The following is a 24,979-nucleotide window of genomic DNA, read 5'->3' as shown; positions in this document are numbered from 1 at the left end:
AGGTACAAAATCCTTTTCATTCTCCTGTCATCCGAGCAGAAACATACATACCCGGACGGAAGAGCGGACTGGCATCTGCCACCTCGGCATAGAGCTCGATAGACCTATTGGTATTGTCCACCTGCTGCCCTATGGATACTATCCTTCCGTGAAAAACCGTATCCCCCAGTCCGTTAACACGGAACTGTATGGAACTACCGGTCTTCACTGCCTCCAAATCTTTCTCATAAGCAATCAGGCGTATCATAATCTTTCTTTTATCTATGATGTCACAAAGAGAAGTTCCGGCTTCAAGATACTTGCCAAGATTGGCTTGCACGTTGCAGACATAACCACTGATGGGCGCTATAACCTCCATATAAGGCGATATGCCATTGGCAACCAACTTTTCAGGGTCGATATCCAGCAAGCGGAGTTGAGCATCGGCAGCTTGCAGGCGGCTCTTCATCGACAAATAATCGGCTTTGCTCTGCTGTAGCTTTTTCTGCGAGGCAGCCTCTTCCCGCGATAGATTCTGTTGCCGGCGATACTCTGCTTCTAAATATTCCAATTGCGCCCGGCTATCCAGATAGGTCTGCTGTAACATGATAAAATCCGGATTTTCTAAAATACCTATAAGCGTGCCTTTACGGACATAAGTACCGGGCAGTGGCAGAAGTTTACTTACCACTCCTCCCATTGTGAGTGTGACGGAGACAAAGTTCTGGGGAGGAATAACCAAAGTGCCATTGAATGATGCCGGATTGGCTTTGGCAGTAGCCCCAGTTGTCCCATCTACATGCAAAGAATCCTCAGGCCGAGCTGTTTCGACCATCGTGTCCACAGAATGGACAGAAAGGCTTGTCGTGCCTTCATTCTGTTTATCGGAAGCGTTGCAAGATGCCAGTAACAGGGCTGCAACCGAGAAAATCATCTTTTTCATTTCGATGCGTAATTTTTTTATTGGTGATACAATTCATATTCAAGTGCCGCAACGTTATATTGGTAGACGGTTTCGACATATCCTTTCCTGATTTCCAATGCGGCATTCATACTCTGGACATACTCGCTGATATCCGTTTCGCTCTCGCGAAATTGCAAGTCGGCGGTCTTCATCAGGTTATCTGCTTCGACCAATGCACTTGCTGTATAGTAACGTATGCTCTCACCATATCGCCGAAGGCTGGCACGCAGTTCCGACACTTTCAACTCCAGATTGCGACGGTCAGCCTCAGCTTGCATCTGTGCTTTGTCCATTTCGAACCTTGCCTGGCGGACTTTGCTACGTTGCGACAGAAACCATACGGGAAAAGAGACGCCCACCATCCAGGAATCCAATCCCTTATCGGGCAAAATATTTTGTCTTACATATCCTACGGATAGTTCCGGGAAAAAACGGCTGCGCTCCACATTCAACATCGCCCTCTTTTCCTCGGTCTGACTTTGGATATAGTTCAAGTGAGCTTCGGATAGCGAACAAGTATCCAAATCAACCGGATAAAGCTGAATCTCCATATTGGCTGGCACAAGCGGCATATCGGCATAGCAGATCCATTGAAAACGAGAAGCGGCCAATTTGAGCTCCTCTTCCGCCTGAAAGAGCTTGTTGCGCATATCAGAGGCAACAGTAGCGGACATACTCTTTTCGAGCCGGGTGATTTCGCCCTGTTTATAACGCAATTCTCCCGCCCTTTGCAATCTGTCTGCCAGACGACTTTGTTCACTGTACATATCCTTCAAATTCCAAGCATACAGGTAATAGGCCCACGCACGCTTCACCTCTGCTTTCACTTCTTTCTCCACCATCTGCTTGTAGAATGAGCCAGTGGCCACCTGCTTGTTGACAAGGACATTCTTGTAGAAAGGCACGAGCAGCGAACCGAGCGGTTGCGAGACAGCAGTCTCCTTGTCTTTTCGCTCAACCCCGTTCAGTTGTCCCCAAGAATAGGAAAACTCGGTAGCGCCCAATTCCATCACTTCACCCCGAACGGCCCGAAGGCGTTTGATGTCGCTGTCAGCGATGCGCAAACGTGGGTTGTTTTGCAAAGCCATTTCCAATGCTTGTTCCAAAGTGACGGTTCTTGCCGTACCTTCTTGTGCCTGAACAGGCAATGTGACCGCGGTCAACAACAACAGATAGCTGCCGAAACCGAACCACTTTCTCATTTTGCTATATCGTAACATAACTGTAGAATTTACTATGTGATAAAATACCGGAATAATGAGCAACGTCAGTATAGTAGAGACAATAAGCCCGCCAATTACTACTGTAGCCAATGGCCTCTGCACCTCGGCTCCGGCAGAAGTGGCTATAGCCATCGGCACAAACCCAAGTGAGGCAACCAGCCCCGTAAGGAATACCGGACGAAGCAAGTGCGGGCAGCTCTTGCGGATTATACGCGAGGTACACAGCGGGTAATGGGTGCTCTTACGGACTTCCTTGAAATGGTTTATCATCAGGATGCCGTTGAGTACCGCCACGCCGAAAAGCGCAATGAACCCTACACCGGCCGATATACTGAACGGCAACCCGCGTAACCAAAGAGCCACAATGCCTCCGATAAGCGACAAAGGTACCGTACTGAACACTATCAGCGTATAGGTAACAGACTTGAAAGCGAAGAAAAGTAACAACAAGATGAGCATCAAGGCAATCGGAATAACTACGAGCAGTGTATCAATGGCGTTTTGCAGATTTTCAAATTGTCCGCCATAAGAAAAGTAGTAACCAGGCTTCAGCTTGATATTTTTTTCCAACGTTGCCTGTATGCCCTGCACTACCTGCTGTATGTCAGCATCACGCACGTTCACCCCGATAACGATACGCCGTTTCGTAGCATCACGGTTTATCTGCAAAGGGCCGTTCACCAAATCGATGGTTGCCACTTCACTCATCGGTATCTGTACGCCTTCAGCGGTGCGCACAAAGAGCTTATCCAAGTTCAGGTCTCTCACTTTGTCGTAATCCAAGCGGAGTACAAGGTCAAAGCGACGTTCGTTTTCGAATACCACACCGGCGGCTTCACCTGCATAGGCAGTGCGCACGATAGTATTCAGTTCCTCGATGTTGATGCCATAACGGGCTATTTTTGCCCGGTTATAATTTACCACTAATTGAGGAAGCCCCATCGCCTGCTCTACGATAACGTCAGAGGCTCCCGGAATCTTTTCAATGTAAGCGGCTGCCTCCTTTGCTTTATCATAAAGTTCCGCCATGTCCTCGCCATAAAGCTTGACAGCGATGTCGGCTTTGGCTCCCGTCATCAGCTCATTGAAACGAAGCTGGATGGGCTGGGAAAAGTTAAACTCGGCACGGCCAGCCAATGGTTCTAAAGCAGCTTTCATCTTTTCCACCATCTCTGCACGGTCGGAGGCACTGGTCCACTCCTTGAAAGGCTTCATCACAATCATCACGTCGGCATCTTCTACCGCCATCGGGTCAGTAGGAACTTCTGCTGTACCGATTTTGGCTACTACATGCTTTATCTCAGGAAAGCGTTCTTTCAAAATCTTCTCCGCCTGGCAGGATACTTCTATGCTTTCGGTCAGCGAACTGCCTGCAGGGAGCGTCATCTGCATGGCAAAGTCGCCTTCGTCAAGCGTAGGAATAAACTCCGCCCCTAATTTTGTAAATAAGGCCATGCTGCCTGCCAAAGCCAAAAATGCAATGAAAACCGTCAGACGGACATGGTGCATACAGACTGCCAGAATCTTCATATAGACAAGGTTCAACTTATCAAAGAAACGGTCGGCAAACACTCGTTTTCCTTTTACCTCCCGTTTCAGGAAGAGGGAAGCCATCATCGGGACATAGGTAAGCGACAGCAACAAGGCTCCGATGATGCAGAACACCAATGTCTTTGCCATCGGTGTGAAGTATTTCCCTTCGATGCCCGTCAGCGTCAGGATAGGGAAAAACACAATCAAGATAATCAGTACGGCAAAAGTGGCCGAACGCGCCACTTTGCTTGCGCCTTTTTCTATTTCGGCATCCATCTCTGCTTGCGTAAACTTGCGTCCTATGAATTGCCGCCCGTAAATATGAGCCAGTATGCCTTCCAGAATAACAATGGAACCGTCCACCACAATTCCAAAGTCTATCGCCCCCAAGCTCATCAAGTTGGCAGAAACTCCAAACACGCGCATCAAAATAAAGGCAAACAGCATGGCAAGCGGAATGACAGAAGCTACAATCAACCCGGCACGCACATTGCCGAGAAACACAATCAGTACCAAAAATACGATGACCGCACCTTCTATCAGGTTACGGATAACGGTGGAGATATTCCGGTCCACCAATTCCGAACGGTTCAGGTAAGGCTCAATGCTGATGCCCTCGGGCAACATCTTTTGTACTTGTTCTACCCGTTTCCCAAGTTCGGAAGTGACAACATTGGCATTAGCCCCTTTCAGCATCATGGCAATGCCACCCACACACTCCCCTTTCCCATCGATGGTCATGGCTCCAAAGCGCTTGGCACTTCCGAAACGTACATCAGCCACATCACTTACGTGTACGGGGATACCGTTACGGTTTGCCACTACAATGTGTTCTACATCCTGCAAGCTGCTTATCATTCCTTCCGAACGGATATAATAGGCTCGGTTCACTTTCTCGATGTAACTGCCACCCGTATTCTGATTGTTACTATTCAACGCTTCGAACACTTCCCCGATGGTGATATTGAGCGAGTAGAGTGCATCCGGATCCACTGCTACCTCATATTGCTTCAGGTTACCACCGAAACTATTAATTTCCACGATACCGGGAATACCGGACAACTGCCGTTTCACGATCCAATCCTGAATGGTGCGCAGCTCCATCGCATCGTATTTGTCCTCATAGCCGGGTGCCACCTGCAACGTATATTGGTAAATTTCACCCAGCCCAGTGGTAACAGGCATCAACTCCGGAGTACCTAATTCCGGAGGAATCTCACTTATCACGGTCTGTATCTGTTCGTTGACAAGCTGTCGCGCCTGTAAGGTAGGAACACTTTCTTTGAATACTACTGTCACCAAGGAGAGCCCGAAGCGACTGACTGACCGGATTTCCTCTACGTTCATGATATTACTCATGGCTATCTCGACAGGGAAGGTAATCAACTGCTCCACCTCTTGCGGTGCCAATGTGGGTGACACGGTGACAATCTGCACCTGATTGTTTGTAATGTCCGGCACTGCGTCGATGGGCAATGTCAGCATGGCATAAATACCTCCGATAAGGAGAAAAATCGTCGTCAGGCCGACAAAAAGTTTCTTCCTGACAGAGAAATGTACTATTGCATCAAACATCTTATAGCATTGTTTTCATTTATATATCGATTGATGATACAAATGTAGAAAAGCATAAAGAGATCAGCTATAAAGAATAAAGTGAAATGGAACAAACGGGTAGTGAATGGAAAGAAACAGGCAGTGAAATAACTATTCGGGAGATTGTCTCTTGGCTTACTTTATTGTATTTATATTGTAGGACCATACCTGGCTCTTCCACAGAATATCTGCGTGCAACCCGATTTTTACGGATCGACGGTAAGTACATCTAAAATTCCTCGTACTACCATTTCAACATTATCATTGCTTAAGAACCTGTCTAACTTTTCCGAATAAGAAAATATCATCCGGTCATTTTCGAATTTTCTTTCAAAGATATTTTCTTGTTTTTATGAGGATGATAGCGGGCTGTCTGAGGAGCGAAAACGGAAAAATATCCTCGAAAGAAGCTCAAAATCTAACTCGAGCAAAATTCAGACAGACTCTAAGGGAAACAAGCGCTTTATACTTTTTTTAGGCTCAATAATTGCGTATGTGTTTATTGCTAACTACTTTTACTCTTAAAAAACATAAATGGTATATGAAAATCATCACGTATAATGTAAATGGCATACGGAGTGCCTTGTCCAAAGGGTTGACAGACTGGCTGGCCGAGGAATTGCCCGACGTACTGTGCCTGCAAGAGACCAAAGCCCAACCCGAACAAATCCCGACCGAAGTATTCGAGGCTATTGGATATAAATGTTATTTTTATTCGGCAAAGAAAAAAGGATATAGCGGCGTTGCTTTACTCTCCCGCAAGGAGCCTGACCTTGTAGCTTATGGAATGGGGATGCCTCAATATGATGACGAAGGCCGTTTTCTCCGCGCAGACTTCGGAGACCTATCTGTCGTCAGCGTATATCATCCGTCCGGGACATCGGGCGACGAACGCCAAGCCTTCAAGATGGTATGGCTCGAAGATTTCCAACGGTATGTTCTCGAACTGCAAAAAAGCCGTCCCAACCTTATTTTATGCGGGGATTATAATATTTGCCATGAGGCCATAGACATTCATGACCCGATACGTAATGCAAAGAACAGTGGTTTCTTACCGGAAGAACGGGAGTGGATGAGCCGTTTCTTGTCGTCCGGATTTACCGACAGTTTCCGATTTTTACATCCTGATTCCCAGGAATATACCTGGTGGAGTTTCCGATTCAATGCCCGTGCCAATAATAAAGGGTGGCGCATAGATTATTGCATGGTAAGCGACTGTATGCAACAAAGGCTCTTGAACGCTTCTATCTTACCGCATGTAAAGCATTCGGATCATTGTCCCGCAGTCCTGGTTATCAAATGACGGAATATGGAAAATCTTCCTGTTCGGAAAATTATCCATATCGACATGGACGCTTTCTATGCTTCGGTGGAACAACGCGACCATCCTGAATACCGAGGCAAAGCGATTGCGGTAGGACGGGATGAATCGCGTGGTGTAGTGTCTACAGCCAGCTATGAAGCTCGTAAATATGGCGTGCGTTCGGCCATGCCGTCGACTCGTGCGCGGGAATTGTGCCCCGACCTGATATTCGTCCCCGGCAGAATGGCTGTATATAAGGAAATATCGGCCCAGATTCATGAAATATTCAGGGAATATACCGATATTATAGAACCGTTGTCTATCGATGAGGCTTTTTTGGATGTTACTCATAATAAAAAAAATATCGAACTGGCTTCGGACATCGCCCGGGAAATAAAGGAGAAAATAAAGGTGCGTACTCAGCTGACGGCCTCAGCCGGAATTTCGTTCAATAAATTTCTGGCCAAGATAGCTTCCGACTACCGAAAGCCTGACGGATTGTACGTCATTCACCCGCAAAAGGCTCTTGACTTCATTGCCAAACTCCCTATTGAATCTTTCTGGGGAGTGGGAAAAGTTACTGCCCAGAAAATGCATAAATTGGGCATCCACAATGGGCTTCAACTGCGACAATGCTCTCTGGAATACCTTATGCGCCAGTTCGGAAAGGCCGGTCAGTTGTACTTCGACTTCTCTCATGGTATAGATAACCGTACGGTAAATCCTGAGCGCGAGAGGAAATCGGCAGGTTGTGAAAGGACGTACGAAAAAGACCTGACAGAAAAGATGTCGGTCATCATCGAATTGTATCACATTGCCGTAGAACTGAGCGAGCGCCTAAAGAAATCAGCATTCAAAGGCAATACTCTCACTTTGAAGATACGTTTTTCGGACTTTTCGACTCTAAGCAAAAGTATCACCACCGGTCAGGCTTTTACTTCTCTCGAAGAGATACTGCCCCATGCCAAAAATCTGCTCAAAGAAACACATTACGAAAATCGACCGATACGCCTACTCGGGCTCTCGGTATCGCATCCATTAAGCGACGAACACTTTCCCAGACAGTTGCGCATACCTTTTTAGGAGAGACAGGTGGAACATAATTTCCGGAGATGATGACTTATTCAAATTTTCACAATAAAAAAGTATGTCCAACTCTTTTATAAGGGAATAAAATTCTAACTGATATTTAATATTTCTCCGTTCAATTTATATTTTTAATAAACGATTTAATTTCGAAATAACCAAAATATTTTATCCTCTGATATATTGCGTCACAAATATTTTATATCTTTACCTGCGAAATCATACATAAAAATAAAACTAATATATTCTTAACAAACGGAATAGGGCAATAATATGAGAATACCGAAATATTTATATTGTCGTACTGCTTATCATTCATATATTTTAGTACAAGGAAATTATCTTTGATTTCGAACTCTGTCAATATAATAATATCATATCTTTATAAAAAAACAATCCGGCTTTCCGATTAGAAAGAAAATAGGTAATTTTTATTTATATATTAAGGATTTATTTTTTACTATTAAAAAAAACGGATATTCACATTAACCCAAAATATATAAACAGGAATTTTAATATATCATATTATGAAAAAGGGCTTCATCAGGGTGTCAAAGAATGCTGAGCAACTGCAACAGGAAATAAAAAAGCTAAACCAGCACGGAGTACCTTCTGATTCTATTTTTTTGGAACGCAATCTTTCTCTGGTATTACCGCAATTAGAAAAGGGTGACACGATTGTGGTCTGTTCCTTAGCTCATATCTGCACAGGGATGAAAGATTTGTTATCCATCATCTGCGAAATACTGAAGAAAGGGATAGGGTTTGAATCGGTCGATGAATATAAACTGCAAATCTCGCCTGAAGATACCCAAATCATAGATTTGCTTTCGAGCCTGAACCGCTTCAGACAAGATATTGCAGGATTACGTATCACCGAAGGACTGGACAAAGCGATAAATGAAGGGAAAAAGCTGGGACGGCCTTCCGGCATGACTTCTCAAATGGCTCATAAAATAAAACTGGCCAAACATATGTATGAGATGAATCAAATGTCTATTTCCCAAATATGCCGCCAATTGAAACTTAACCAAGGTTCTTTCTATCGTTATATCAAATATAACAAATAGGCTTATTTGAATTTTTTGATAAAAGTAATTTCGGTCTGTTTTCCCGTTTGCATTCGTCAAATAGCCCGCTATTATCTTTATAGTAAATGAATAAACAGCTTCAAAAAAATTACCCCAATTGACTCCTGTTCCAAGTTATATTTTACATCGCTCGGCAGCATCCCATACAGAGCTACTTAAGTCACGCATCTCACCATAACACACCCCTTAATCCCCTCTCAAGAGGGGAAATAGACTCTATAACACTCTCATTTACAATAAATCTTCCCAAGCTCCCCTCTGGAGAGGGGCAGGAGGTGTGTTACGCCCGAACACAGCTTCTTCAAATCAAAAAACTTTTATTAAAGACTAACAAATATTGCCTCGCAGCACTAATACCAACTGCCCGCAACAGCTCAATCTGGTCGCACTCCTCTCCGTAACACACCCTTTAATCCCCTCTCAAGAGGGGAAATAGACACTATAAAAGATATTCTCAAACGGACACGAACAAAAGCTAAACAGGGGAGTTATTACCGATTATTTAACGAAAACGGTATATTCGCAGGATACAACATCGTATCGTATAGTGCCTGCAATTCGGCAAAAATCAATGAATCGGCATTGGCAACCCATCTTCTGAAGGCTGTATTTTTCTTATAATCAGGTATGTAATCGAGAAGCTTGTTCAGGTCAAAAGTATCGGATACAATACCGGCTCCTACTTTCATCGCGTCGAAGGCGTTACACTCCTGTTCTATATGGACAGGTACCATCAGTACAGGTTTCTGCAAATAGAGAGCTTCACAAACCGACTCAAAGCCGGCAGTAGTCGAGTATGCCTTACATCCTGCCATATAATAAAGGAACTTTTTATCGTCGATACGGTGTAGGGAAAGGTTAGCGTCTACAGCCATATCAGAGGGCGCATCCCGCTTGTCCCAAAAGAAATCGAGTTTCATATCGGGATGAGCCTGATGCCATTTTTTTATTTCTTCTATATATCCGCTATTAAGTACATATCCATGTATGTAGTCTCCATCGGCAATCTGTAACTGCATCACTTCTTTTCTCAACAGAGGCGGCACAACGATAATGCCTCGCTTATAATCATCGGGCATCGGGTAGAATGATAACGCCAGTTTCTTAGAGGCTCCTAAAGAGGTCATCCGAGTGAAAAATCGAAGAGAAAACATAGGGATGGAAAAAGTCTTCTTGAAGCGGAATTTACGGTGCAGAAACATGTATTGATGCCCGACACAGACCATCGGGACTTGAGGGGAAATAAAGAAATAGGTAAGGCCTGTGAGCAGTTCGTAAAAATTGACGACTATATCGGGTTGGTATTCGCGTATTTTATCTCTTATAAACTTCATCCCCGAAACATAACGGGGCAACCGAAGCAGATTATATAATGTACTTTTCACTAGATTGGGGCGCTTGTTCTGCGCTGTAGGCAAGAAATTGGGACTTACGAAAGATTCCACAGGAGTCTTCATCTTCGAGAGAAAATATTCCGGTAAACGGCGGTGTTCGCTCTTCCCTACCAGGCACGCTACCACTTCGTCACCCCTACTGCGAGCCAATTCTTGCATCACCAATGCTTGTGTAAAATGGCCTCTGCCCTCTCCCTGAATTATAAATAATAGTTTCATATTGTCATTTGCATTTGACTTATATCCAAAAAACAAGTTACCATATATCCTTGTTCGCTTTCCTGTCCGGGTTTTATGATGCTACCACCCACTGTCCGGCGGAGTCATTGTTCAGAAGGCACTCTTCATATCGCCATATTTCCCAACAACCATCGGTATGCTCTATCAATGCACTTAACGACTCGACCCAATCTCCTGAGTTCAAATAGCGAATATTTCCGTACCAACGGTCTGCCGGCTGATGAATGTGTCCGCATATAATGCCATCGAAGTGGCGGCTTGCAGCAATGGTCGCCAACTCTTTTTCGAAATCGGAAATATAGGATACGGCCGACTTTACTTTATGCTTTATCGATTGTGAAAAGGAGTAATAGGGCTTGCCGTTTTTTTGCCGGTAGTGATTTACGATTTTGTTCATCCACAGGAGCAATGTATATCCGTAATCTCCCAACTTGGCGAGCCAGACCATCCTGGTGCATATATTGTCGAATATATCACCATGAGTCACATAATATCGTTTACCGTGAGAACAATGTATATAATCGTTTACAAATGAAACCGAGGAGAGTGTCAACGGCAATATCCTGTCCAGGAAACTATCATGATTGCCTCGGACATAGATGACTTGTGTACCGTGATTTTCCATCATTTTCATGATAACTTTTACCAGCTCGGTATATTCTCTTTTCCATCGTCCGAAGGGATTGCGTTGTAACTTCCAGCCATCCAGTATATCCCCGTTGAGGATGAGTTTGTCACAGTCTACATTTTTAAGAAACGATGTCAGTTCTTTGACTTTGGCATGCTCCGAGCCGATATGTACATCTGACAGGATAACGGTAGAAACTTTTGTTCTCATCATAGTATATCTATTTTACTGATACAAAGAAAGGGGGGATATATTGCTTCAGCATGACAGACCGATGTTGTTTTCATGTCGTATCCATTTCAAAACTATGAAAAGAGGAGCAATTTCTCCCGAAACAGCTCCTCTGCTTGCCAAAAATCGGCTATTTAGTTATATGCAGTCTCTCCATGTTCATAAATATCAAGTCCTTCTTCTTCGATACGGGCAGGGACTCGTATTCCATAAATTCTGTCTAATCCTTTAAAAACCATATACCCCATAAGTGCTGCCCAAGCTCCGACAGTGACAGAGCCAAAACACTGTGCCAAGAAAAAGTTCGGTCCGGCTCCATAAAGCCAACCATCCGCCGTAGCAAATAGTCCAGTCAAAATAGTTCCCAAAAAACCGCAGACTCCATGTACCGATGAAGCGCCCACAGGATCATCAATCTTTAACACATGGTCGATAAATTCGACAGCATAGACCATGACAACACCGCAAATAATGCCGATTGCCACAGATCCGAAAGGCGAGACCAAATCGCATCCTGCCGTAATTCCGACCAACCCTGCCAAAACTCCGTTCAATGTCAAAGATAAGGAGGGTTTTCCGTACTTAAACCAACTGGTAAACAAAGCGAACAGGCCTCCAGCACATGCGGCTAAATTTGTTGTCAAAAATACATGTGATATAGCAGTCCGGTTTTCGATTCCTGCAGCAGCCAATTGAGAGCCGGGATTGAACCCGAACCATCCGAACCATAATATAAAAACGCCTAATGCGGCTAATGTCAGACTATGTCCCGGAATTGCTCTCGATCTTTTATTTTTATCGTATTTCCCGATGCGTGGACCAAGAATCGCAGCTCCGACCAGAGCTACAGTTCCTCCGACCAGATGCACCACTGTGGAGCCAGCGAAGTCATGAAACGGAACGCCAAATGCCGTCATCATAAAACTCCCTTCGTCAGCATTCATCAACCAGCCTCCACCCCACGTCCAATGCCCGGAAATCGGATAGATAAACACGCTGATAAACACCGTATATACCAGATACATAGAAAATTTTGTACGCTCGGCCATTGCCCCGGAAACAATTGTTGCCGATGTAGCACAAAAGACTGTCTGAAAAATCAAGAACCCTTCTATCGGCAAACCATTGGCAATAATCTCATCCATAATTTCCAAATCGAAGAAATGCGGTGTCCCGACAAATTTTCCGATTCCAAACATCAATCCGAAACCGATAAACCAAAACAAAATCGAACCGAACATAAAATCAATACAGTTTTTCATCAAAATGTTAGTCGTGTTTTTGGTCCGGGTAAATCCGGCTTCGACTAATGCAAAACCCGGCTGCATAAAAAATACCAACATAGCTGCCAGCAACATCCAAACCGTGTCAATGGAGGCATTCGTATCTGCAATCATTTCCATGATATTGGTCATACGGACACTTTCTTCCATATCCGGCACTTCTGCCCGAAGAGTAGCCATCGGGAAAATACTCAATACTGCCATCATCCAGATACATCTTCTATTCCGGATTTTCTTATCTTTACTTTTCATAACTTTTACTTTAAAAAAAAGATACCTAAAAACTAATCTTCTTCACCTTAAAATTGACAACCTGACTATTTTTTTATTGGGCATTATAGAGAGCGATATCTCCATGCTCGCCTGTACGTATACGAACAGCATCGTCTATGGGTATTATGAAAATACGTCCATCTCCGACTTCGCCGGTCCATGCCGCCAGTTGTACAGCCTGTACCGTTTTTTCGACATTAATATCCCGGACAATGATAGAGACAAGTGTACGCTCTATACAACTCGTGTCATAAATAACTCCTCGGTATATGCGTTCTTCCCGAGCCTTTCCTACACCTCTGACATCATAATAAGAAAACCATTCAATGTCAGCAGCCAATAAGGCTTCTTTCACATCTTCGAATTTGGTTTTTCGAATAATAGCTTCAATCTTTTTCATATTTTACAAAAATTAGAATGAGACACCTGCAATCAGATAAGCTTTATCTGTCGTCGGATTAAATACAATTCCCGCAAATAACGGCAAAGAAAAGGACTGCGTTATCGGTATGGATTTCTCTCCTTTCATCGATATATCCACGACATTAAACTTATCAGCGTAGATTCCTCTCCAAGGAGTGATGCCCACCTCGGCTGCCATATCGATACTCCAAAGCTTAAAGGGATAAGATAACTGTACATAGGTAGAATAAGAACGTTTCTTGTCGTACGAGGCATCTGCTCCGGCAAAATAGGTGTTCCAACTCAAGGACAAAGGAAATTTTTCATTAAAAGTATACCCGAGTGTGGCCTCGAATGTATGGGATGTCTTGCCGTTTCTATACTTAAAATAATTATACTCTACCCCGTCAACCTCATTAAAATAATAATCGGTTATGGCTACTTCAAAACCTTTGAATACATAGCCCAAGGCCAAATCCAATTCCAAATCGGGAGATGTCAAATCTGTAGACCCCCATGCTCCGAATGTCAAACCTTTGTACTCTATTCCCAAAGAAGGCTGAATACTAACAGATCCACAATAGGACCCGCGCCAGATATAACTGCTTACACAATCGGCTCCTACTGTAATTGATTGAGATTTTGCCTCCGAGAAGAATACACCAACCCATGATAATATGACCCACACAATCACTTTTTGTCTTTTCATTTTTTCCAAGTTTAAGTTACCAGCATCAAGAAACATACTTATAACATAATGTCGACATATATCTAAATAATAAATCTTTTTGCCATAAATGCACAGCAAAAATAATCAATATGAAATAATATAATCAAAATATATATCTTTTTGTTTTGTTATATATAATAATAAAAGAAATATGAAAATATTTTCGCCAAAAAGATGTCATTTTGAAATATATACTATATTTTATGTAACAATTTATTATACCGGAGAAAAGAAAAAGGTTATCAGCAATCTTTTGTACATAAAATTTTACATAAGAAGATGGGTCTAAAATCTACATCATTCGTTAAAATTAATTAGAGAAACCAGCAGAAAGGGATGTTTTTATTATGGAAAATTTTCTTTATTGAAAAGTATTATTGTACATTTGTGTTTATCTTTCGTTTATCTATGGAATTGCGAAGGGTTGAATAGGACCTCCTTTCGTAAGAACGGGAGATATGTTGTACTTTAAATCACTAATAAAAAAGAGAACGAAAACACTATGGCAGATTGTAAAGAAAAGCTGTTCGACCAGTTTCCTCCGGTTTCTACGGAAGAATGGATGGAAAAAGTGACAGCAGACCTGAAAGGCGCAGACTTCAACAAAAAGCTCGTGTGGCGCACGAATGAGGGCTTCAATGTAAAACCGATGTATCGTGCCGAAGATACGGAAAATCTGAAAACCACCGATTCCCGTCCGGGCGAATATCCTTATATCCGAGGGACGAAAAGCGATAATAACTGGCTCATCCGCCAGGAAATCATCGTAGACGACGTAACAGTCGCTAACAAAAAGGCAAACGATATTCTGACAAAGGGTGTCAACTCTCTGGGATTCCACGTCGAAGAGGCTCATATCACTCCTGAAAATATGGCTGCTTTACTGAAAGATATCGATGTGGAAAACATCGAAATCAACTTTCATACTTGTATAAAAAATGCGGCCAAGCTTATCGAAACCACAGGGGCTTATTACAAATCTATACATGTAGATACGACTAAGGCTAAAGGTTCGTTTAACTATGACCCTTTCAAACGGATGTTGAAACGAGGACGCGACTTTGCCAACTATGCGACGCAAGCCGCATCGCTTATCAAATCGGCATCGGAATTATTGCCTAAATTCAGAGTTGTCTCGGTAGATGCTGTCATGTTCAACAATGCCGGCTCATATATCTCTCAAGAACTGGGGTATGCGCTGGCCTGGGGCAATGAGTGGTTGTCGGCCTTGACCGAAGCAGGATTGAGCGCAGATGAAGCAGCCCAGCAAATCAAATTCAATTTCGGTATTTCTTCGAATTACTTTATGGAAATTGCGAAATTCAGGGCTGCCCGTATGTTATGGGCCCAGATTGTGACGGCTTACAAACCGGAATGCAACTGCTCTACCAAAATGAAAACTCATGCGCAAACGTCAGAATTCAACATGACGGTGTATGATGCTCATGTCAATCTTTTACGTTCGCAGACCGAAACGATGTCGGCTGCACTGTCGGGAGTGGATTCTATTACGGTAACTCCATTCGATATCACGTACAAGACACCGGACGACTTCTCTGAGCGTATTGCACGCAACCAACAACTCTTATTGAAAGAAGAGTCCCACTTCGACAAAATCGTAGACCCGGGCGCAGGTTCTTATTATGTTGAGAACCTGACTATCTCCATTGCAGAACAGGCTTGGAAACTGTTCCTTGAAACAGAAGATAAAGGCGGATTTTACCAAGCAGTAAAAGACGGCTATATACAAGACCAGATAAACGCTTCTTCTGTAGCCCGCCATGCTGCCATAGCCCGCAGAAAAGAGATATTACTGGGTTCGAACCAATATCCGAATTTCAACGAGACTGCTGCCGGAAAAATCGAGAAACAGGATTCTTGCGGATGCGGATGCAACCATAATCATACATGTGAACCGGAATTTGCAACCCTGAAATTTGACCGAGGTGCCAGTGATTTCGAGGCATTACGTCTGGCAACAGAGCGTTCGGGCAAACGTCCCAACGTATTTATGCTGACTATCGGCAATCTGGCTATGCGTCTGGCCCGTTCTCAATTTTCAAGTAACTTCTTTGCTTGTGCAGGATATAAAATCATCGATAATTTAGGCTTCGATACGGTACAAGCCGGTGTAGATGCTGCTCTTGAAGCAAAAGCCGATATTGTAGTATTGTGCTCAAGCGACGACGAATACGCAACACTGGCTCCTGAAGCTAAAAAGGCTCTCGGGGACAAAGCTATCTTAGTGGTTGCGGGTGCTCCTGAATGTATGGACAAATTGAAGGCTCAGGGTATCGACCAATTTATCAACGTCCGCAGCAACGTATTGGAAACATTACAAGCATTTAATGCCAAGTTATCTATTTAAAAAGAAAAGCACGAAGTTATGAGACCAAATTTTAAAAATATAAATATTACTTCTGATGCTTTCGCTGCCAAAGGTTGCACCGAAGCATCATGTCAGAGTCAAGAGACATGGATGACTCCTGAGCTGATTCCCGTAAAACCGATTTATACCAAAGAAGACCTAGAGGGAATGGAGCACCTCAACTATGTAGCCGGTATCCCTCCGTTCCTTCGTGGCCCGTACAGCGGAATGTATGCCATGAGACCTTGGACAATACGCCAATATGCCGGATTCTCTACAGCTGAAGAATCGAATGCTTTCTATCGTCGTAACCTGGCTTCGGGGCAGAAGGGTCTGTCTGTCGCTTTCGACCTGGCTACTCACCGCGGATATGATGCCGACCACGAACGCGTTGTAGGAGATGTAGGTAAGGCGGGTGTATCTATATGCAGCCTCGAGGATATGAAAGTATTGTTCGAGGGTATACCTTTGAACAAGATGTCTGTCTCCATGACCATGAACGGTGCCGTATTGCCTATCATGGCCTTTTATATCAATGCCGGCCTGGAACAGGGAGCCAAACTGGAAGAGATGGCCGGGACTATCCAGAATGACATTCTAAAGGAATTCATGGTGCGCAATACTTATATATATCCGCCTGAATTCTCGATGCGTATCATTGCGGATATTTTCGAGTTCACTTCCCAGTTCATGCCCAAATTCAACTCCATATCCATATCGGGTTACCACATGCAGGAGGCCGGAGCTACCGCCGATATCGAGCTGGCCTATACATTGGCCGACGGGTTGGAATATCTCCGTGCAGGAGTGAATGCGGGTATGGATATCGATGCTTTTGCTCCGCGGCTGTCGTTCTTCTGGGCTATCGGCATGAACTATTTCATGGAGATTGCCAAGATGCGTGCTGCTCGTATGTTATGGGCAAAAATCGTAAAGCAATTCAATCCGAAAAATCCGAAATCTCTGGCTCTGCGTACGCACTCCCAGACTTCGGGGTGGTCACTTACCGAACAAGACCCCTTCAATAATGTGGGGCGTACTTGTATAGAAGCCATGGGGGCTGCTCAAGGACATACGCAATCATTGCATACGAATGCCCTCGACGAGGCTATCGCATTGCCTACGGACTTCTCGGCCCGTATTGCCCGTAATACTCAGATTTACATTCAGGAAGAGACGTATGTCACCAAAGAGGTAGACCCGTGGGCAGGCTCTTACTACGTAGAGTCACTGACCAACGAGCTGGCTCATAAAGCCTGGGAGCATATACAGGAAATAGAGAAGTTAGGCGGCATGGCCAAAGCTATCGAAACCGGACTGCCCAAGCTCCGTATCGAAGAGGCGGCAGCCCGTACACAAGCCCGTATCGACTCGGGAAAACAGACTATCGTGGGTGTAAACAAATATCGTCTTGCGCATGAAGACCCGATAGATATTCTTGAAGTAGATAATACATCGGTACGTAAACAGCAAATCGCCCGCCTGAACGACCTCAAGGCCCACCGGGATGAAGCGGCTGTAAAAGAGGCTCTGGCAGCTATCACCGAATGCGTGAAAACGAAAAAAGGCAACTTGCTCGACTTGGCGGTGAAAGCAGCCAAAGTACGGGCTACACTGGGTGAAATTTCTGAAGCTTGCGAAGTTGTCGTAGGCCGTTATAAAGCTATCATTAGAACTATATCAGGCGTGTATTCATCAGAAACAAAACGAGATGCGGACTTTATACGTGCTACCGAACTGGCCGAAAAGTTTGCGAAAAAAGAGGGTCGTCAACCCCGTATCATGATTGCTAAAATGGGACAGGACGGGCACGACCGCGGTGCAAAAGTGGTTGCAACGGGCTATGCCGATTGCGGTTTCGACGTCGATATGGGACCTTTGTTCCAGACGCCGGCTGAAGCTGCCCGTCAGGCCGTCGAAAACGACGTCCATGTCATGGGTGTTTCATCCTTGGCAGCCGGACACAAGACTCTGATACCTCAGGTCTTCGAAGAGTTGAAGAAACTCGGACGTGAGGATATTATCGTCATTGCCGGCGGTGTGATTCCGGCCCAGGATTATGATTTCTTATATAAGGCCGGAGTGGCTGCTATTTTCGGCCCGGGAACATCGGTTGCCAAATCGGCATGCCAGATACTGGAAATCTTACTCGACGAATAAAAAAGTTTTCTCAAACAGTAACAGAAAAGGGGGCTATTCGACTTTTTGGATAGCTCCCTTATTGTTTCCTTTCCGTTTAGGAATAAAAGGTATGAAATTATCCTCATCTCCCGATAGGAAAAGTATTATTGGCGTTAAGCAGCTGTACACAAACGTAACATATCCCTGCCCCCTCTCCGAAGACGGGGATTGCGGTTTCTTTTTCTTCCGAGACAGGGAGTATACATATGGAAAGGCTTTTGTCAAATAGCTTGTTATCACATCTTCATGCAAATAGAAAATATCCTTAAAAGATATTCTAAAAGCTGCCTTAAGAAAAATTTAATCAGTCTCTACGTTTTTCCAAATAATATTTCTTTGTAGATTTATAAAGTATAGATTAAAAAATGAAAAACAGAACTTTGGGGCACTTTTACGTCTATCAAAAGTCATCCGACAATACATGTCTTTTTTCGAAGAACCATTATTTTCGTCCAACTCGTAACGAAGATATTATCCCCCTCTTATCTGCCTTCAGAAAACAAAATATGCATTGAGGGTAATTGTAGAGCTATAATAAAATAATTTTTGTCGTAAGCCGAATAAAATTCAGGCCGGGACCGGATAAATTTTATATATTTATATTATAGATATCATGAAATTTTTGCACAACGAATATGTATATTTGCAGGCATTATTAAAGGTAATGAGGCATGAAAAATATTTATTCTTTTTTTATTTGTTTTATTTTGATATTTTCGGTCAGTTGTGATGATGATAACAATGATAATGACCTTCCACAAGATAAATCTATAACACTGTCTCAAGAGAGACTAAGCGTATTGTACTTAGAATCGACAGAGGAAATCGCATTGTCTGCAAATATAGACTGGGAAGTCAGCAACAGTTCAGACTGGATAGATGTCTCGCCTTTGTCGGGCACAGCTTCCGATGAACAACAAATCTTAACGTTGAGTATCGCCCGTAATGATTCGTATGACAGCCGCAGCACACAAATCGTAATCAAAAGCATCGATGGGCAAACGGCCGATACACTGACGATAGAACAATGGGGAATAACCGATTACGTCCCTGTGGACTGGTCAACGACGACCATCACCCATCTGGACCTAAAAGGCGGAAAAGTGGTACTGGACTTTGATGGGAAAATGCCTTCTTTTATCGACAACAAATCGGTCATCGTACTGCAAAATGATACCGGCTGTTTTATCCGAAGAATTCAGAGGCACACTGTCAATGGAAATACTGCAACGTTGCAAACCTCACAGGGCAATATGACCGATGTATTCATAGACCAGAGTCTCAAATTATCGACTGACCCATCATCCCAATCTGGCTTGACCAAAGGGGGACTTTTAACGGCAATACCGAACCGGAAGGATGTGTTACGCCCATCTAAAATCATACAACAAAATCCGGACGGGAGCTATCAGGTCATCTACGATGTAAACAATGCTGCGACAAAGGGCTCGATAAATATTCCCTTTTTCAATTACAGCCAATCTTTTGCAGGAAAGACCTTGTGGAAAGGCCTCCAATGGGAAAAATGCCTGGTCAGCAGCGGACTGGGAGTCAACGTGTACATAAAATTCAACAGTACAGTGACAGGTGATGTGCCGGGTGCCGATGCTCCCAAAGGTACAATGGAAGAATTTGAAATAACATTCGACGGGTCCATGGGTATGGATTTGTTATTGAAATATATCGCTGAAACAGGAATAAAGTATGATGAAGATCCTATCAAATTGCTACCATTGCCTAAAAGGGTTTTCTTTTTTACTCCTCCGATGACTCCTATACCTTTTTCTATAACTTTGGAGTCGGATATTATGATGGAATGTCTTATGGAAGCCAGCGCCAAAGTTGAAATGACGGCCGGTTTCCGATTCGAACCACAGGTATCCGTGGGCATGCGATACAGAACAGGTGATTCTAACTTTACACCGATACACACGTTCGACCCGAATTTCGAGGTTTATAAGCCTACGATAAGCGGAAATGCGGAATATTCAATCTACACTTCGGTATACCCTCATATAAAAGTGAAATTGTATGATTTCGTCGGTCCGATTATAGACCCTTGCTTTTATCTTGCGGATGATTTTAAAGGAGGATTTTCTCAGGAGCTATTCGGTACGGAGAGTACTTGCGGGTGGACAAACAGGCTCTATTCGGGTCTGAACTTGAATATGGGCCTTTCCTTGGGATTTGCTGGGTTGACATGGGAAAAATATTTACCTACAAAATCCTTAAATGAGACAACTTTGGTAAAGTCACCTTGCAAAATCGCGAAAACTTCACCTTCGGATGACTTGGAATATAATCTGAAAGACTTGAAAACGAATCCTCTGGATGTCGCATTTAAAGTCACAGATGAGAAACTGGGACAGGAAGATGCTTGCTGGGCTGCCGTAGTAAAATTTGTACAGAGCGGCGGTAGCATAACTCGCCAATATGCTCTCTCAGATACTCAGGGCAGAGTCAACGTACAATGGGTTCCTGAAAAGAAAGGGGATAAACTTACCGCCATGATTTTAGACTCGGAGGGGAACACTATATCCCAAGTTACCTATACTCCCAAAATAAAAGTAGAAAAATCTATAATAGGTGAATGGCTGGCTATCAGGGATGAAGGGTATATAAAAGAAAACGGTATAGTCACAGACAAATGGGACGACGAGACTGCCGAGCAAAAAATGACTTATATATTCTATGATAACGGGATATATCATTTTTATGACTCGGACTGGATAGATATGGGGAAATCACCGGAAAATGGGACATATACGTACGATGAAACTACGGGTAAGTATACGGAAATCGACTCGGACAGCGGAGAATTGAGCACCTATACCATTACCCTGACAGATGATGATTATATGATTCTGGAATATAAAGATAGTAGCAGTTATGAAAAAATCACATTCAGAAGGCAGTCTTAAATCATCTATCCAATAACAACAGATTCTGAAGATGTCTGACGGCTCCAGTATGGTTTATTCAAGTTTTTACCAACCAAAACCCAAGATATGGAAACCGTATCGCACAAATTGGAAGATATGGTAAAAACTGCCTGCCCTGCAATCATTTAGTTATCCATGTATCTATATATTGTTTCTGAAAAACAATAATCACAAGGGAAGCTGCAAGGCTTCCCTGTTTCCGTGAAATGCTATGGTTGGAGAACCTCTACCACCTTTCGGGGATTCAGCGACAAGCAGGAGAAGTAGTCAGACCTCCTCGAAAAAGTCCGGTTAGTTACCGGACATCATCATATTAAAATGTACGAGCACAATACCTTATCAAAACGACATGAAACTCAGACTTAATGTATTCCTAATTGATTATGTATGGTACATCGGAGAGCGGTTTTACCGGCAAGAAAAAAGTCCGGGTGATGGGAATATGCTGATTGCCATGTGTTGGTATTGCACTCTTTTTCTTCCCTTGTCATCTATTATAAACAGGTTGAGAATACCTGCTGTAATACAAATAGCAGGAACTGTTTTTCTTCTTATTATTCCATTTATATTTTGTCGCATCAGATATAATCCAAGGCGCAAAGAGTCGATAAGATTACGATACAAGAATAAAAGGAATTGGGGACGTCGCTTGCTTGTGGTATGGGGTTTCCTCATCATGATAGTCGCAATGGAATGTATTGTTCTGATTAAAATTGGATTGTGGCATATCGGAACATAAAGCCAAATGGCTCTCGCCCTATGGAATGGACAAGGGACGGCAAACCGGATGTAACCCAATATACCGACGGGGAGAAATTGGGGGAATTGTAAACCATACAACGCCCACCGACGGTATAACCCGTGAAAGAAACGAATGGTTTTCTTTTATTTTATAAAACTGTTGCTGATAATTCGAACTTTCGGAGGGCATAATATATTTACAAATGAAAGGGTTATTTGACAATATAGCACCATAAATAACTGAAATTCAAATAATTGCCAAATCATTACTATTGTCTCTCAAATAAACCGCTAAAAGTTTATTCCTCAATCGGTTGTGTCACACCGATAAAAATATAAAATACAAAAATTAACGACGTTCTTCATCCCCATTCTTGTAAATCAGCTATTAATTGAGTACGTTTGCATGTCAGAATAAAAAGTTACGGCACATGATGGTGCTCGGATATGAGATTGTCTGGGAAAAAATATAATTATATATTAATATGTCTTGTTGTTACTGTATTGGCTTCATGCAGCACGACTCGTCATGTGGGTCCCAATCAATATTTGCTAAACCGGGTAAGCGTGACGACGGACAATAGTGCCGTCAAAGCCGGAGAACTCAAGCCTTATATAAAACAGGAGCCCAACCATAAGACTTTCGGTATCATAGGACTCCCGTTGTTTTTCTATAACTTGTCAGGCCAGGATACAAGCAAATGGTTCAACCGCTGGTTACGGAAAATAGGTACTCCACCCGTTATCTACGACAGTACCCTGACGATAAAATCCCAAAATGAAATAAGGAAGGCACTGAACAACAAAGGATATATCAATGCCGTAGTAAATGTAGATACTATCGCTCACAAAAAGAAGATGAAGGTACGTTATAAAGTAACGACCAATAAGCCTTATCACATTGAAAACATATCTTATAACATACCGAATACCGATATCGAAAAAATCATCATGAAAGATACGGCTTCTTTGTTATTGAAACCGGGCATACTATTCGACCGAAATGTCCTGGAGGAGGAACGGCAACGCATTTCCAATCTGCTGAGAAACAACGGTTACTATGCGTTCAACAAAGAATATATTACTTACACGGCCGATACTTCTTTAAGGAATAACGGTGTGGAACTGGAATTGAACTTGATGCCGATACCGGTAGAAAATAAAAATAATGAACTGATTTACCGCAAACACGATATATATCTTATCAATGATGTCTATTTCGTAACGAACTATAACCCGATGAGTCTGGAACAGGACAAACGTTTCAATGTAAAGGATACGGTAGAATACAAGGGCTATTATATATTGTACGGGGACAAACAGTATTTGAAAAAAGAGGTTCTCATCAATAACTGTTTTTTACAACCGGGGGCTCTCTTCAACAACCGGGATGTAGACCGTACTTATGCGGCTTTCGGACGGTTAAAAATATTGAAATATGTAAATATCCGATTTGTTCCGGTGAAGATTGGAGAGCAGGACATGCTCAACTGCTATATATTGCTGACCGAAGGTAAAGGACAAACTATATCGGTCGATGTGGAGGGAACAAACTCCGCGGGTGACTTGGGTTTTGCTTTGGGGCTTACTCACCAACACCGCAACATCTTCAGAGGGGCGCAGACTCTCACGACCAAATTCAGGGCGGCATACGAGAGTATGTCGGGCAACCTGAGCGGAATCATCAATGACAACTATACCGAACTCGGTGGCGAAATGGGTATCACTTTGCCTGAATTCCTGTTTCCATTTATCCAGTCGTCGGTACGTAAGAGGTTACGTGCTACGACAGAATTTGCCGTAAATATCAATTATCAGCGTCGGCCGGAATATACCCGGGTCATCGCCGGTGGCGGATGGAACTACAAGTGGTACACTCACCAAAATATTTACCGGCATCACCTCGATTTGGTAGATATCAGTTATATATACCTGCCTAAGACATCGAACGATTTTCTGAATAATCTGCCATCGGATAATCCTCTGTTGAGAAACAGCTACGAGAACCACTTTATCATGCGCTCGTCATATGTATTTTACCGTTCCAACCTGAACCCTGTCGTAAAGAGCAACCACAATATTTATACGTTGCGTGTTGCGGGGGAGATTGCCGGTAATGTGCTCTATGGTATATCCAAACTTACTAAAATGAAACAGGGTGAGTACGGAGAGTATTCGATACTGGGTATCCGTTATGCCCAGTATGCCAAATTCGATATGGACTATGCTTATACATTTGTGTTCAATGAGCGTAATTCCCTGGCGCTGCATGCCGGTGCAGGTATAGAGATACCGTATGGAAACTCCGAAATACTGCCTTTCGAGAAACGTTATTTTTCCGGTGGGGCTAACAGCGTGAGAGGATGGTCGGTGCGGACTCTCGGCCCGGGCCGCTATAAAGGGATAAACCAGACCATCGATTTTATGAACCAATGTGGAGATATACGGCTCGACCTCAATGCCGAATACCGAAGCAAGCTTATCTGGAAACTCGAAATGGCAGCTTTTATCGACGCCGGAAATATATGGACGATAAAAAACTACGAGAGCCAGCCGGGAGGCCAGTTCAAGATAAACTCATTTTACAAAGAAATAGCCTTGGCATACGGCCTTGGTATACGATTTGACTTCAATTACTTCCTGCTCCGTTTCGACTTGGGTATGAAGGCTTTCGACCCGGGCATGCCTGACAGCAAACAATGGGTGCTCATCAAGCCCCGTTTCAGCCGTGACGCTACTTTCCATTTTGCCGTAGGTTATCCTTTCTAAGGGTATTTTCAGAGGTACATTT

The 24,979-nt window shown here is 43.4% G+C and carries 15 protein-coding genes and 2 pseudogenes; 9 read left to right on the top strand and 8 right to left on the bottom strand.

The window, feature by feature from the left end; translation table 11 throughout:
* Positions 1 to 16: 16 nt before the first annotated feature.
* The 3 genes and pseudogenes from Cop2CBH44_RS01825 to Cop2CBH44_RS01820 form a co-directional block, all read right to left on the bottom strand.
* A complete protein-coding gene (locus Cop2CBH44_RS01825) occupies positions 17 to 922 on the bottom strand; it encodes an efflux RND transporter periplasmic adaptor subunit (protein ID WP_044229938.1) in 906 nt (301 codons plus the stop codon).
* A gap of 17 nt (positions 923 to 939) precedes the next feature.
* Positions 940 to 2,058 (bottom strand): annotated as a pseudogene (locus tag Cop2CBH44_RS16675) (TolC family protein); the annotation flags it as partial.
* A gap of 107 nt (positions 2,059 to 2,165) precedes the next feature.
* Positions 2,166 to 5,274 (bottom strand): annotated as a pseudogene (locus Cop2CBH44_RS01820) (efflux RND transporter permease subunit); the annotation flags it as partial.
* A gap of 86 nt (positions 5,275 to 5,360) precedes the next feature.
* Between Cop2CBH44_RS01820 and Cop2CBH44_RS01815 the strand changes: the two are divergent.
* The 4 genes from Cop2CBH44_RS01815 to Cop2CBH44_RS01800 all read left to right on the top strand — a co-directional run bounded on the left by Cop2CBH44_RS01815 (position 5,361) and on the right by Cop2CBH44_RS01800 (position 8,754).
* On the top strand, positions 5,361 to 5,528 hold the full coding sequence (locus Cop2CBH44_RS01815; RefSeq protein ID WP_021930732.1) for a hypothetical protein: 168 nt from the start codon (positions 5,361 to 5,363) through the stop codon (positions 5,526 to 5,528).
* A 308-nt stretch (positions 5,529 to 5,836) separates the two neighbouring features.
* Positions 5,837 to 6,598: an exodeoxyribonuclease III gene (locus Cop2CBH44_RS01810; protein WP_200755430.1), complete on the top strand. Its 762-nt coding sequence runs from the start codon at positions 5,837 to 5,839 to the stop codon at positions 6,596 to 6,598.
* A 6-nt stretch (positions 6,599 to 6,604) separates the two neighbouring features.
* A complete protein-coding gene (dinB, locus tag Cop2CBH44_RS01805; RefSeq protein WP_200755429.1) occupies positions 6,605 to 7,681 on the top strand; it encodes a DNA polymerase IV in 1,077 nt (358 codons plus the stop codon).
* A 530-nt stretch (positions 7,682 to 8,211) separates the two neighbouring features.
* Positions 8,212 to 8,754 carry a recombinase family protein gene (locus tag Cop2CBH44_RS01800; RefSeq protein ID WP_021930736.1) on the top strand — a complete coding sequence of 181 codons (543 nt, stop codon included), beginning with the start codon at positions 8,212 to 8,214 and terminating at the stop codon, positions 8,752 to 8,754.
* 512 nt (positions 8,755 to 9,266) lie between these two features.
* Here the strand turns inward: Cop2CBH44_RS01800 and Cop2CBH44_RS01795 are convergent.
* The 5 genes from Cop2CBH44_RS01795 to Cop2CBH44_RS01775 form a co-directional block, all read right to left on the bottom strand.
* The gene (locus tag Cop2CBH44_RS01795) at positions 9,267 to 10,388 is read right to left on the bottom strand and encodes a glycosyltransferase family protein (RefSeq protein ID WP_200755428.1); all 1,122 of its coding nucleotides are present in this window, start codon (positions 10,386 to 10,388) and stop codon (positions 9,267 to 9,269) included.
* A 73-nt stretch (positions 10,389 to 10,461) separates the two neighbouring features.
* Positions 10,462 to 11,250, bottom strand: coding sequence for a UDP-2,3-diacylglucosamine diphosphatase (locus Cop2CBH44_RS01790; RefSeq protein WP_021930738.1), 789 nt, complete (start codon positions 11,248 to 11,250; stop codon positions 10,462 to 10,464).
* Positions 11,251 to 11,402: 152 nt separating this feature from the next.
* Positions 11,403 to 12,683 (bottom strand): ammonium transporter, encoded by a 1,281-nt coding sequence (locus Cop2CBH44_RS01785; protein WP_246469200.1) that lies wholly within the window; start codon positions 12,681 to 12,683, stop codon positions 11,403 to 11,405.
* A 193-nt stretch (positions 12,684 to 12,876) separates the two neighbouring features.
* A complete protein-coding gene (locus tag Cop2CBH44_RS01780) occupies positions 12,877 to 13,224 on the bottom strand; it encodes a P-II family nitrogen regulator (RefSeq protein WP_021930740.1) in 348 nt (115 codons plus the stop codon).
* A 12-nt stretch (positions 13,225 to 13,236) separates the two neighbouring features.
* Positions 13,237 to 13,935 carry a hypothetical protein gene (locus Cop2CBH44_RS01775; protein WP_021930741.1) on the bottom strand — a complete coding sequence of 233 codons (699 nt, stop codon included), beginning with the start codon at positions 13,933 to 13,935 and terminating at the stop codon, positions 13,237 to 13,239.
* Between the two features lie 523 nt (positions 13,936 to 14,458).
* Between Cop2CBH44_RS01775 and mutA the strand changes: the two genes are divergently transcribed.
* From mutA to tamL, 5 genes are all read left to right on the top strand, one after another.
* Entirely contained in the window at positions 14,459 to 16,324 is a 1,866-nt protein-coding gene (gene mutA / locus Cop2CBH44_RS01770) for a methylmalonyl-CoA mutase small subunit (RefSeq protein ID WP_200755427.1), read from the top strand.
* Positions 16,325 to 16,342: 18 nt separating this feature from the next.
* Positions 16,343 to 18,484 carry a methylmalonyl-CoA mutase gene (gene scpA / locus Cop2CBH44_RS01765; protein WP_021930743.1) on the top strand — a complete coding sequence of 714 codons (2,142 nt, stop codon included), beginning with the start codon at positions 16,343 to 16,345 and terminating at the stop codon, positions 18,482 to 18,484.
* Positions 18,485 to 19,176: 692 nt separating this feature from the next.
* Positions 19,177 to 21,426, top strand: a complete 2,250-nt coding sequence (locus Cop2CBH44_RS01760) for a BACON domain-containing protein (RefSeq protein ID WP_200755426.1) — start codon at positions 19,177 to 19,179, stop codon at positions 21,424 to 21,426.
* A gap of 370 nt (positions 21,427 to 21,796) precedes the next feature.
* Entirely contained in the window at positions 21,797 to 22,186 is a 390-nt protein-coding gene (locus tag Cop2CBH44_RS01755; protein WP_021930745.1) for a hypothetical protein, read from the top strand.
* 449 nt (positions 22,187 to 22,635) lie between these two features.
* Positions 22,636 to 24,957, top strand: a complete 2,322-nt coding sequence (tamL, locus tag Cop2CBH44_RS01750; RefSeq protein ID WP_044229959.1) for a translocation and assembly module lipoprotein TamL — start codon at positions 22,636 to 22,638, stop codon at positions 24,955 to 24,957.
* Positions 24,958 to 24,979: the final 22 nt, after the last annotated feature.

The organism is Coprobacter secundus subsp. similis (genome assembly GCF_015097275.1).
In the GTDB taxonomy this organism is placed as follows: Bacteria; Bacteroidota; Bacteroidia; order Bacteroidales; family Coprobacteraceae; genus Coprobacter; species Coprobacter secundus.
Note: the sequence above shows the minus strand (reverse complement) of the source record. Positions and strands in the feature narration are given on the sequence as shown.